The sequence below is a fragment of the Gammaproteobacteria bacterium genome, assembly GCA_016716465.1.
In the GTDB taxonomy this organism is placed as follows: Bacteria; Pseudomonadota; Gammaproteobacteria; order SZUA-140; family SZUA-140; genus JADJWH01.
Genome location: JADJWH010000007.1, coordinates 73,626 through 86,510 on the forward strand (window position 1 = coordinate 73,626; position 12,885 = coordinate 86,510).

Sequence of the window (12,885 nt, forward strand, 5' to 3'; positions counted from 1 at the left end):
ATCGATCCTTTGTCCGGTTCGGGCGCGAGTCCCGCGCCGGGAGCTGCATCATGAGGCGCACCAGTCCCTCCACATTGCGCGATACGCCTCCTCCAGCTGGCGCGTGAAGCCCGCCTCGTCGCGCAGCGGCGAGGCGGCCAGGCGCGCGCGCATGCCGCTGCGCAAGGCCTCGAGGCGGTCGAGGTCCGCGGCCAGGGACTCGGCGATGGCGATGTAGTCCTGGACATCCCGTCCCGCCAGTTCGGCCAGGCCGATCGTCTTCAGCAGATGATAGCCGAAGCGGGCCGAGAAGCGGTCACCTGCCAGGCTGATCACCGGCAGGCCGAGATGCAGGACCTCGCAGGTCGTCGTGTTGCCGTTGAACGGCCAGGGGTCGAGCGCGATGTCGATGTTCGCGTGCAGGGCGCGGAACTCACGCAGCGGCAGTTTGTGATGCAGCGTGAGGCGTTCCGGCCCGATCCCGTGCGTGGCGAAACGCTCCCGGATATGCCGCTGCGCCTCGCCCGCCGGCACGCCCGCCATGACCAGCCGCGAGCCGGCGACGCGCCGGAGCAGTTCCGACCAGGCGGACAGCGTCGCCTCCGAGACCTTGGCGACCTTGTTCATCGATCCGAAGGTGACGTGACCGTTGCGGCGCGCCGGCGTCGTCGTTGCGACGGGCGGAAGGTCCGCGGCCGGCCGGTAACACCAGAGATTGCGCGGCAGGCGAAACAGCCGCTCGCTGTTATAGCGCTCGTAGCCTTCAGGATCGGTGTCGATATGGCTCAGGCGCCAGTCCATGGTCTCCATGCCGGTGCTCGCGACGTCGCCCAGATACGTGATCTGAACCGGCGCCGGTTTGCGCGCGAAGACCAGCAGGCGGTTCTTGTCGGTGTGGCCGGCGAGGTCGACCAGGATGTCGATGCGGTCGGCACGGATCTGTTCGGCCAGCGCTTCATCCGACAGGCTCGGGCAGGGGATCCAGCGGTCGACGAGCAGGGCGATCCGGTCGGTCCAGTCATCACGCTCGTAATTGTTGTAGTAGCCATAGACCTCGACCCGGTCACGGTCGTGATGGGCCAGCACCGGCTCGATGAAGTTCGCCACCGGGTGGCGGCGCAGATCGGGTGACACGTAGCCGATCCTGAGCCGGCGCCCGGGGTCGCGATCGTTCGTGTGCGGGCGCCGGTACGGCCTGAGCGGCGTCTCGCACTGCTCGGCGAAGAACCGCTGGGCGGCGAACGCCTGCTCCGGTGTGACCGAGGAGAGATTGTGCAGCGCAAAGAGCCGGGCACTGTGTCCGGCCGCGGAGGCGGGATCGATACGGAGGCCTGCTTCGTAGCAGCGCATGCCTTCTTCCACCTCGCCTTGATTGGTCAGCGCGGAACCCAGATTGATGTGCGCCTCGGCATCGCCGGGCTTGAGCGCGATCGACTGCCGGTAACTGGCCACGGCCTCGTCCAGCCTGTCCTGGCGAATGAGGAGCTGGCCCATATTGTTATGGGCGGCGGCGTAATCCGGTTTCAGTGCAATCGTCCTGCGGAGGCAGTCGCCCGCCTCGTCGAGCCTGCCCTGGGCGAGCAGGATGCCGCCCAGATTGAACCACGCCTCGGCAGAGTCCGGTTTCAGTGCCAGCGCCCGCCGGTAACTTTCGATGGCTTCCTCCTGCATCCCGCTTTCCGCCAGGGCATTACCCAGGTTCAGGTGCGCCTCGATGAGCTCCGGTTTGAGCGTCAACGCCCGTCGGTAGCTGGCGATCGCTTCGTCCCGTCGGTGCGACTTGTGGAGCGTCAGGCCGTAATTGTTGTGGATCAGGGCATTTTCCGGTTGCAGGGACAGCGCCTTGCGCAGGTATTGCAAGGCCTCTTCCTGGCGGCCCTGGCTGCTGCAGGTCACGCCCAGGCTGGAGTATGCCTCGACGAAGTCCGGCTTGAGCTTCAGCACGGCCAGATAGCAGTCCGCGGCGGCGTCCGCCCTGCCCTGCCGGAAATACGCCAGACCCAGGTTGTAGTGCGCCGCGACGAGCGCGGGATCGAGCGCCACGGCCTGCTGGTAACAGGCGACGGCCTCGTCCAGCCGTCCCTGGGCAAAATACGCATTGCCGAGCTTGCGCTGCGCCTCGGCATGTTTCGGATCGAGCGCCAGCGCCGCGCGAAAGTCCTCCGCCGCGGCGGCGAACTCGCGCCGCATATAACGCGCGAGTCCCTGTTCCAGCAACGCCTCCAGGCGATCCTTCACGTTCGGCGTGGCTGCAGGCGCGGCGGTTTCGGGTGCCGGCCCGCGCGCGCACCACTGCCGCCACATATCGCGATAGGCGTCCTCGAGATCGCGGGTGAAGGCGGCCTCGTCGCGCAGCGGGGAGGCGTCGAAGCGCGCGGGTATGTCGCGGCGGAGGCGGTCGAGCCGCGCGGGATCGCGGGCGAGGTCGGTGGCGATGCGGACGTAGCCGGCGACATCGTGGGCGACGAGTTCCTCGAGTCCGACCGCTTTCAGCAGGGCGAGTCCGGAGCGGGCGACGGAGGTCTGGCCGGCGAGGGAGACGACGGGGATGCCCATCCACAGGGTCTCGCAGGTGGTGGTGGTGCCGGTGTACGGAAACGGGTCCAGCGCGATGTCGATCCCGTGCTGTAGCTGCCGGAATTCCTCGTAAGGCAGCCGTCCGCATAACGTGATCCGCGCCGGCGCCAGGCCCGCGGCGGCGAAGTAGTGTCTCAGGTCTTGCTGGGTCGAGCCCTCGGGTACCGCGCTCATGATCAGGCGCGAATCCGGGACGGCACGCAGGATATCGACCCAGGCCGCAAGCGTCTCGCGCGAGATCTTGGGATAGCTGTTCATCGATCCGAAGGTGACAAGGCCGCCCTGCACGACAGGCGTTGGAAGACCGGCCGCGCGCTCGGTGAGCGGGCGGTAGCACCACAGCGTGCGCGGCAGCCGATAGAGCGTTTCGGAATGCCATTCCTCCTGTCCCGGGGGATCGGTATCGAGGGTACAGAGGCGGTAGTCCATCGCATCGAGGCCGGTGGTGGCGGGATAGCCGAGCCAGGTGACCTGCACCGGGGCGGGCCGACGGGCGAAGGTGAGTAGCCGATGCTCATTGGTGTGTCCGCCGAGATCGATCAGGATGTCGATGCCATCGGCCCGGATGCGCCCGGCGAGCTGCTCGTCCGGCAGCCCGGGGCAGTCGAACCAGTGGTCGGCCAGGGCGGCCAGGGTCTCGGTGAGCGTGTCGCGTTCGGAATAGTTGTAATAGCAGAAGACCTCGAAGCGGGCGCGGTCATGGCGGGCGAGCACGGGCTCGATGAAATTGGCGACCGAGTGGCGGCGGAAATCCGCGGAGACATAGCCGATCCGGAGCCGGCGTTCGGGCTCGCGCGTATTGGTATGCGGGCGCCAGGTCGATTTCAGCGGTGTCTCGCAGCGTTGTGCGAAGCGGCGGGAAGCGGCCAGCAGGTCATCCGGCGTGGTCTCGGGCAGGTACAGCAGCGCGGAGCAGCGGGCGCTGAGCGCGGCGGCGGAATCGGGGGCGAACCTCAGAACGGTGTCCAATGCCTGCAAAGCTTCGCGGCTGCGGCCGGTGTGGGCGAGCAGGGCGGAGTGGAAGATCTGCATATTGGTGTCGTCCGGCTGCAGCGTGAGGGACCGCTGCGCGCGTTCCAGCGCCTCGTCCATGCGGCCCAGGTCATAGAGCGCGAGGCAGAGTGTGTGATAGGCACTGACGAAGTCCGGCTTGAGCGCAAGCGCGCGCTGCGCTGCCGCGATCGCCTCTTCCAGCCGGCCCTGGCGCAGGAGCGCCAGCCCGAGATTCTGGTGCGCCGCGGCAAGGTCCGGTTTCAGCGCAATGGCCTGCTGGCACGCGGCCACGGCATCCCCCGGGCGCCCCCGGTCGAGACAGACATGGGCGAGATTGTTGTAGGCCTCGGCGTAATCGGGTTTCAGCATCGTGGCGCGCCGGTAGCTCGCCTCGGCCTCATCCAGCCGGCCTTGCTGGTAACGCGCGATCCCCAGATTGAAATGGGCCGCGGCGAGATTCGGCTGGGCGGCGATCACCTTGAGATAACTGTCGGCGGCCTCCGCCGCGCGACCCTGGGCGAGGCAGGCGTTGCCGAGATAGAGTTGCGCCTCCGCGTGGAGCGGATTGAGCGCGAGCACCTCGCGGAAGCAGGCGATGGCCTCGTCATGGCGGCCGCGCCCGGAATATTCCCGGCCTTGTTGCAGCGCGCGTTGCAGGGAGGTATCGAAATTCATGTCGTCCCTCCCGGCTGCGGTCGGCACCAGCGCCGCCACATATCGCGATAGGCGTCCTCGAGGTCGTGGGTGAAGGCGGCCTCGTCGCGCAGAGGGGAGGCGTCGAAGCGCGCGGGGATCTCGCGGCGCAGACGATCGAGCCGCGCGGGATCGCGGGCGAGTTCGGCGGCGATGCGGACGTAGTCGGCGCCATCGCGGGCGACGAGTTCCTCGAGACCGACGGACTTCAGCAGGGCGAGTCCGGAGCGCGCGACGGAGGACTCACCGGCGAGGGAGACGACCGGGATGCCCATCCACAGCGTCTCGCAGGTGGTGGTGGTGCCGGTATAGGGGAACGGATCGAGGGTGAGATCGATCTGGCGCATCAGTTCATGATACGCCGAGTCGGATACCCGGGAATGTACGCTGACCCGGTCGGACGCGATGCCCTGCGCGGCGATGCGCTCCGCCAGCGTCCGGCGCACGGAGCCCTCGGGGACGGCGGTCATGATCAGGCGCGAATCCGGCACGGCGCGCAGGATGTCCATCCAGACGGAAAAGGTCTCGGGCGTGATCTTGGGGTAGGTGTTCAGGGAACCGAAGGTGATCCGACCCCCCTGCAGCGCGGGTGCGGTGCCGCCGGCCGGCCGCGCACCGGGCGGGCGGTAGCACCACAGCGTGCGCGGCAGGCGGTAGAGGGTCTCCGAATGCCAGGCCTCCTGCCCCGGGGGATCGGTGTCGAGGGTGCACAGGCGGTAGTCCATCGCGTCGAGGCCGGTGGTGGCGGGATAGCCGAGATAGGTCACCTGAACCGGGGCGGGCTTGCGCGCGAAGGTGAGCAGGCGGTTGCCGTCGGTGTGTCCGCCGAGATCGATCAGGATATCGATGCCATCGGTGCGAATGCGTTCGGCGAGCTGATCCTCCGTCAGTCGCGGACATTCCAGCCAGCGGTCGGCCAGCGCGATCAGGCGCCCGGTGACCGCGTCGCGCTCGGTGTGGTTGTAATAGCAGAAGACCTCGAAGCGCTGGTGATCGTGGCGGGCAAGCACGGGCTCGATGAAATTGGCGACCGAGTGGCGGCGGAAATCCGCGGAGACATAGCCGATCCTGAGTCGGCGTTCGGGCTCGCGCGTGTTGGCGTGGGCGCGCCAGCGCGGCTTGAGCGGCGCCTCGCAACGCGCGGCGAAATCCCGGTGCGCCGCATGGATGTCCTCCGCGGGCAGGCCCGCGATGCGGTTCATGGCGCAGAGCCGGGAGCTCAGCGGATTGGCGTATTCCGGCTGCAGCGCGACCGCCTGCTCGTAGCAGCGCATGGCCTCCCGGTTCCTGCCCTGGTACGCGAGCGCCACGCCGAGATTGTTCAGTGCCTTGTACAGGTCGGGCTTCAGCGCCAGCGCGCGCTGGTTGCACGCGATGGCCTCATCGATGTTCCCCTGCCGGAAACGGATCAGGCCGAGGTTGTAATGCGGGACGGCGGCGTCGGGCTTGAGCCCGATCGCCCGCTGAAAGTTGCCGGCGGCCAGCTCCAGCCGGCCCTGGTCCATGTAGACGGTGCCGAGGTTGTGACAGGCCTCGGCGGAATCCGGTTTGAGCGCAAGCGCCTGTTCGAACGCGGCCGCGCTCGTGTCCAGCCGGCCCAGCCGATAGAAGGCGGTGCCCAGCGCGATCAGCGTTTCCGGGGTGTCCGGCTGCAGTGCCAGCGCCGCATCGAAGCGGGCCGCCGCCTCTTCACGCTCGCCCCGGGAGAGCAGGTCATTGCCTGCCTTGAGCAGGGCCTGGATCTCCTCTCGGCGCGGGGACGGCGGCTGGCACCACTGTCGCCACATGTCGCGATAGGCGGCCTCGAGATCGCGGGTGAAGGCGGCCTCGTCGCGCAACGGGGAGGCGTCAAAGCGCTGGGGGATCTCGCGACGCAGGCGCTCGAGCCGCGCGGGATCACGGGCGAGATCGGTGGCGATGCGGACGTAGTCGGCGCCATCGCGGGCGATGAGTTCCTCGAGGCCGACGGCCTTCAGCAGGGCGAGTCCGGAACGGGCGACGGAGGACTCCCCGGCGAGGGAGACGACCGGGATGCCCATCCACAGCGTCTCGCAGGTGGTGGTGGTGCCGGTGTACGGAAACGGGTCCAGTGCGATGTCGATCTCCGTCAGCAGGCGCCAGTACTCGGCGTAGGGGAGTTTGCCGTACAGTGCTATGCGCACGGGATCGATGCCGCGGGCGGCGAAGCGGTCGTGTAGGGACTGACGGATCGAACCCTCCGGGATGCTGGTCATGACCAGGCCGGATCCGGGCACGGCATGCAGGATTTCGGCCCAGCAGTCCAGGCTCGCGGGTGAGACCTTGGCGAGGTTGTTCAGTGAACCGAAGCGGATCTGTCCACGCGGCGCTCCGGGCGTTGCACCGCGCGCCGGGCGCTCGGTGAGTGGGCGGTAGCACCACAGCGTGCGTGGCAGTCGATAGAGCGTTTCGGAATGCCATTCCTCCTGTCCCGGGGGATCGGTATCGAGGGTACAGAGGCGGTAGTCCATCGCATCGAGGCCGGTGGTGGCGGGATAGCCGAGCCAGGTGACCTGCACCGGGGCGGGCTTGCGCGCGAAGGTGAGCAGGCGGTGGCCGCTGGTGTGTCCGGAGAGATCCACCAGGATGTCGATGCCATCGGCCCGGATGCGCTCGGCGAGCTGTTCGTCGGTGAGTCCGGCGCAGGTCAGCCAGCGGTCGGCGAGCGTGACGAGGCGATCCGTCACCGCGTCGCGTTCGGTGCTGTTGTAATAACAGAAGACCTCGAAGCGGGCGCGGTCGTGGTGGGTGAGCACGGGCTCGATGAAGTTGGCGACCGAGTGGCGGCGGAAATCCGCGGAGACGTAGCCGATCCGGAGCCGGCGTTCCGGATCGCGTGTGTTGACGTGCGTGCGCCGGTGCGGATTGAGCGGTACCTCGCAGCGCGCGGCGAATTCGCGGTGCGCGGCCAGCAAGGCGGCCGGCGTCGTTTGCGCCAGGTACAGCATCGAGTACAGTCGGGCGCTGTGGGCGCCGTCGGAATCCGGATTGAGGGCGAGCGCCTGTTCGAAGCTGCGCATCGCCGCGTCCGTCCGTCCGAGGTAGGTCAGGGTGGTGCCCAGGTTCGCGTGCGCCTCGACATAGTCGGGCTTGAGGGCGATGGCCCTGCGGTAGCTGGCCTCCGCTTCGTCCAGCCTGTGCTGCCCGAACAGCACCAGGCCGAGATTGTAATGGCCGCCGGCGAAGTCCGGCGCCAGCTCGATGGTCTTCCGGCACAGGCGCAGCGCCTCGTCGAGTCGGCCCTGGTCGAGGCGGGTATTGGCCAGATTGCTGTAGGCCTCGGCGAAGCCGGGCTGGAGCGCGATCGCCTGCTCATAGCAGGCGGCGGCCTCGTCCAGCCGGCCCTGGTCGTGCAGGGCCAGGCCGAGGGTGAGCCGGGCATCGGCGGAATCGGGCCTGAGTTCGACCGCCTTGCGGCAGTAGCCCAGCGCCTCGTCCAGGCGGCCGAGGCGTATCAGGGTATTGCCCAGGTTCAGGCAGGCCTCGCCATAATTCGGATCGAGCGCCAGGGCCTGGCGGAAGTACGCCTCGGCCTCCTCCGGGCGACCGTGATTCAGCAGGGCCAGCGCGAGATTGTAGGGTGCGACGGGATTGCCCGGGAGACCCGCCTGCGCGCGGCGCAGGAAGAGGATGGCCTCGTCCGGCTTGTCCTGACGGCTGAGGGTGATGCCGAGATTGAGGGCCGCCTCGGCGGAGTCCGGTTTGAGCGCGAGCGCCCGCCGGTAATGGTCGGCGGATTCGTCCAGCCGGTCCGCCCGGAAACAGGCGAGTCCGAGATTGTAATAGGCCATGACCGCATTCGGATCGGCGGCGACGATCCGGCGATAGCAGTCCGCCGCCGCGTCCGCCTGGCCGCGTTCGAGCAGCAGGTTGCCGAGGCCCATCAGCGCCTCGGCATGGCCCGGTTGCAGTTCCAGCGCGCGTTCGAAGCAGGTGGCCGCCGCGGCGGGATCGCCCTGCAGTGCGCGGGTGACGCCGAGGTCGTAGTGGGGGCCGGCGGCATCGGGGGCGGCCCGCACGGCCTTGCCGAGCATGTCGGCGGCGATGTCGAGCCGGCCGGCGGAGCGGGCGAGGGTGCCGAGCAGGTGCAGGGCCGGCGGATATTCGGGGTGTTGTCGCAGGATCTGCAGGCAGAGGTCCCGGGCCTGCGGAAAGCGTCCGGCCTGCTGATGCGCCAGCGCGAGCTGGAATTCCTGTTCAGTATTCACGCGCGGTCCTCGCGCGCGCACCACTGCCGCCACATGTCGCGATAGGCGTCCTCGAGATCGCGGGTGAAGGCGGCCTCGTCGCGCAGCGGGGAGGCGTCGAAGCGCCGGGGGATCTCGCGGCGGAGGCGCTCGAGCCGCGCGGGATCGCGGGCGAGGTCGGTGGCGATGCGGACGTAGCCGGCGGGATCGCGGGCGACGAGTTCCTCGAGACCGACCGCTTTCAGCAGGGCGAGTCCGGAGCGCGCGACGGAGGTCTCGCCGGCGAGGGAGACGACGGGGATGCCCATCCACAGCGTCTCGCAGGTGGTGGTGGTGCCGGTGTACGGAAACGGGTCCAGCGCGATGTCGATCTCCGTCAGCAGATGTTCAAAATCGCCGTCGGACAGCTTGTCGTGCATGAGCACCCGTTCCGGCGTGATCCCGCGCTCGCTGAACAGGCGCGCGATCGGCGCGCGCGCCGATCCCTGCGGCACGCTGGTCATGATCAGCCGGGCGGCGGGGGTCGCGCGCAGGATCTCGGCCCAGGCGGCGAGCGACGGCTCCGAGACCTTGGCGATGTTGTTGAAGGAACCGAAGGTGAGCGATCCCGCGCCCGTCACAGTCGCGGCGCGCGCGGGGCGCGGTCCCGGCGGCCGGTAGCACCAGAGGGTGCGCGGCAGTCGATAGAGTGTTTCGGAATGCCATTCCTCCTGTCCCGGGGGATCGGTATCGAGGGTGCAGAGGCGGTAGTCCATCGCGTCGAGGCCGGTGGTGGCGGGATAGCCGAGCCAGGTCACCTGAACCGGGGCCGGTTTGCGCGCGAAGGCGAGCAGGCGGCCGTCACGCGTGTGACCGGCGAGATCGACCAGGATGTCGATGTCGTCGGCACGGATGTGCCCGGCGAGTTGCTCATCGGACAGATGGGCGCAGTCCAGCCAGTGATCCGCCACCGATTTCAGGCGCCCGGTGACCGCATCGCTTCCGGTGCCGGTGTAATAGCAATGGACCTGGAAGCCGGCGCGATTGTGTGACTCGATGACGGGCTCCATGAAATTGGCGACCGAGTGGCGGCGGAAGTCGGGCGAGACGTAGCCGACGCGAAGCCTGCGCTCCGGATCGCGCGCAGCCGTGTGGCGCGGCCAGTGCGGTTTGAGCGGAGACTCCCACCGTGCGGCGAATTCGCGGTGCGCGGCCAGCGCCTCACTCGGGGTCGTTTCCGGCAGATACAGCATCGCGTACACCCGGGCGCTCTGTACGGCGGGCGACCCCGGATCGAGGGCAAGGCTGCGCTCGAAGCAGGTTATGGCCTGCGCGGGCCGGCCCTGTCTGATCAGGGCGAGTCCCAGCGTGTAGTGGGCGGTGGCGTGCCTAGGCTTGAGGCCGATCGCCTTCTGAGCGAGCGCCTCGGCCTCGTCCAGCGCGCCCTGATGCAGCGCGAGCGTCGCCAGATTCACATAGGCCTCGATGGCGTCGGCTTGCAGCGCGATCGCGCGCTGGAATGCGGCGCGGGCCTCATCCCAGCGCCCCAGCTTGTACTGCGCCACGCCGAGCGTGATCTGCGCGGCCACCGAACCGGGCCGATGCGCGAGCGCCGTGCGGCAATGTGCCAGGGTCTCCTCCAGCTGTCCCAGATGCAGGCAGGCGGTCGCGAGATTGCTGCTGGCCTCGGGATATTCCGGCTTCAGTCCGAGGGCGCGCCGGGCGCAGGCGGCGGCCGCGTCGAAACGACCCAGGCCGATGCAGGCCGCGGCCAGATTGTTATGGGCCTCCGCGCTGGCGGGGTTCAGTTCGATGGCGCGCCGCGCGCTGGCGGCGGAGTCCTCCAGGCGCCCCAGCCGGTATAGGCTGAGCCCGATCATCATGTGCGGCTCGGCGTTGCCGGGCGCGAGCCGCGACGCCTGTTCGAACTGCGCCAGGGCCTCGTCCAGCCGGCCCGACATGTAGCGGGCGAGGGCGAGGTTGTAACGGGCCGGGTAGGCATCCGGGGCGAGGTCGACGGCCTCCTGATAGCGGACGGCGGCCGCGTCGTATTCCCCGCGCATGAAGTGCGCCTGACCCTGCTGCAGCAGGTGAGGGAGGGAACGCTCGGCCATCATGACGGGGCATCCTGCGCGCACCAGCGGTGCCACATGTCGCGATAGGCGTCCTCGAGATCGCGGGTGAAGGCGGCCTCGTCGCGCAGCGGGGAGGCGTCGAAGCGCCGGGGGATCTCGCGGCGGAGGCGGTCGAGCCGTGCGGGATCGCGGGCGAGGTCGGTGGCGATGCGGACGTAGCCGGCGGGATCGCGGGCGACGAGCTCCTCGAGACCGACCGCTTTCAGCAGGGCGAGTCCGGAGCGCGCGACGGAGGTCTCGCCGGCGAGGGAGACGACGGGGATGCCCATCCACAGCGTCTCGCAGGTGGTGGTGGTGCCGGTGTACGGAAACGGGTCCAGCGCGATGTCGATCGCGGCCAGGAGTTCGAGATATCGCGCTTCGGAGATGCGTCCGTGCAGGACGATGCGGTCCGGTTCGATGCCGCGGGCGGCGAAATGGTCGTGGATCCCGCGGCGGGCGCTGCCCTCCGGTACTTGGGTCATGACCAGGCGCGCGGCGGGGGTCGCGCGCAGGATCTCCGCCCAGGCGGAGAGGGAATTCTCCGATACCTTGGCGATGTTGTTCAGCGAGCCGAAGGTGATGTCTTCACTCCGCGCCGCGGGCGGCTGTCGGTCGCCGCCGGGCCGATAGCACCAGAGCGTGCGCGGCAACCGGTACAGGGCCTCGGAATGCCATTCCTCCTGCCCCGGGGGATCGGTATCGAGGGTGCACAGGCGGTAGTCCATCGCGTCGAGGCCGGTGCTGGCGGGAGCGCCGAGATACGTGATCTGCACCGGCGCCGGCCGGCGCGCGAAGACGGGCAGGCGGTTGTCCACCGAATGTCCCGCCAGATCCACCAGGATGTCGATGCCGTCTTCACGAATGCGTTCGGACAGTTCCTCGTCGGACAGGCCTTTGCAGGGAGTCCAGTGATCCGCGCTGGCGGCGATCCGCGCCGTCGTCTCGTCTTGCATCGCGTGATTGTAGTAGCAATGGACTTCGATGCGCGATCGGTCGTGGCGCGCGAGAATGGGCTCGATGAAATACGCGACCGAGTGGCGGCGGAAGTCCGGGGAGACATACCCCACCTTGAGCCGGCGCCCGGGATCACGGAGATTCCGGTGCGCGGGCCAGTGTTTCCTGAGCGGGGTTTCATACTGTTCGGCGAAACGCCGGCAGGCGGCGAACCATTCCGCCGGCGTCGTCGTTGCGAGGTAGAGCCGGGAGAACAGCAGCGCGCTGTAGCCGGAGGCCTGGCCGGGCTCGCGGCGGAGGGCCGCCTCGAAGCTGGCGAGCGCCTCCCGCGTCCGGCCGAGATAGGTCAGTGCGATGCCCAGGTTGATGTGCGCCTCGGCGTACTCGGGATTGAGACGGAGGGCGTTCTGGAGGGCGGCGACGGCGTGATCGAGCTTGCCCTGGCGGAAGGCGGCGAGGCCGAGGTTGTAGTGGGCGACGGCGAGGTCGGGCGCGCGCGCGAGCGCGGCGCGGCAGGCCTGCTCCGCCTCCGCCAGCCGGCCCTGGTCGAGATAGAGATTGGCGAGGTTGCTGTAGGCGTCGGCATAGCCGGCGCGCAGTTGAATCGCCTGTTTGAAGGCGGCCTCGGCCTCCGCCATGCGGGAGCGCTTGTGCCGCACCAGGCCGAGCATCAGGTGCGCCTCGGGCAGCGCCGGGGCGAGTTCGAGCACGCGGCGGAATTCCCGGTCGGCGTCTTCGAGGCGCTCGCGATGATAGAGCGCCAGCGCGAGGTTGTAGCGCGCGAGCAGGTGATCCGGCTGGAGCTGCAGGGTCTTCCGGAAGCCGGCGATCGCCGCGTCGAGATCACCCTGCATGGCGCGGGTGACGCCGAGCTCGTAGTGGGCATCGGGGCTGGCGGGGGCGGCGCGCGCGGTGCGGGTGAAGAGCCCGGCGGCATCCTCGAGCCGGCCGGCGGCGCGGGCGAGGGTGCCGAGCAGATGCAGGGCCGGCGGATATTCGGCGTGTTGTTGCAGGATTTGCCGGCACAGGGCCTCGGCCTGGGGGAGGCGCCCGGCCCGCTGATGCTCGAGCGCGCGCTGGAAGTCCTGTTCAGTAGTCACGCGCGGTTCTCCCGCGCGCACCACTGCCGCCACATGTCGCGGAAGGCGGCCTCGAGGTCGCGGGTGAAGGCGGCCTCGTCGCGCAGGGGTGAGGCGTCGAAGCGCGGGGGGATCTCGCGGCGGAGGCGGTCGAGCCGTTGGGAATCGCGGGCGAGGTCGGTGGCGATGCGGACGTAGTCGGCGGTGTCGCGGGCGACGAGTTCCTCGAGGCCGACCGATTTCAGCAGGGCGAGCCCGGAGCGCGCGACGGAGGTCGCGCCGGCGAGGGAGACGACGGGGATGCCCATC

At 69.1% G+C, this 12,885-nt stretch carries 4 protein-coding genes; all 4 read right to left on the reverse strand.

What is annotated here, in order from left to right; translation table 11 throughout:
- Nucleotides 1–48: 48 nt before the first annotated feature.
- Genes IPM20_13720 through IPM20_13735 form a run of 4 tightly spaced genes read right to left on the reverse strand, consistent with a single transcriptional unit; the run spans nt 49 to nt 12,597 of the window.
- Entirely contained in the window at nt 49–4,224 is a 4,176-nt protein-coding gene (locus IPM20_13720; GenBank protein MBK9132674.1) for a tetratricopeptide repeat protein, read from the reverse strand.
- Nucleotides 4,221–8,468, reverse strand: a complete 4,248-nt coding sequence (locus IPM20_13725; GenBank protein ID MBK9132675.1) for a tetratricopeptide repeat protein — start codon at nt 8,466–8,468, stop codon at nt 4,221–4,223. Before IPM20_13725 ends, IPM20_13720 begins: the two co-directional genes overlap by 4 nt.
- The gene (locus tag IPM20_13730; protein ID MBK9132676.1) at nt 8,465–10,543 is read right to left on the reverse strand and encodes a tetratricopeptide repeat protein; all 2,079 of its coding nucleotides are present in this window, start codon (nt 10,541–10,543) and stop codon (nt 8,465–8,467) included. The genes IPM20_13725 and IPM20_13730 overlap by 4 nt, the downstream gene beginning before the upstream one ends.
- Nucleotides 10,540–12,597 carry a tetratricopeptide repeat protein gene (locus IPM20_13735; protein MBK9132677.1) on the reverse strand — a complete coding sequence of 686 codons (2,058 nt, stop codon included), beginning with the start codon at nt 12,595–12,597 and terminating at the stop codon, nt 10,540–10,542. Before IPM20_13735 ends, IPM20_13730 begins: the two co-directional genes overlap by 4 nt.
- Nucleotides 12,598–12,885 lie beyond the last annotated feature (288 nt).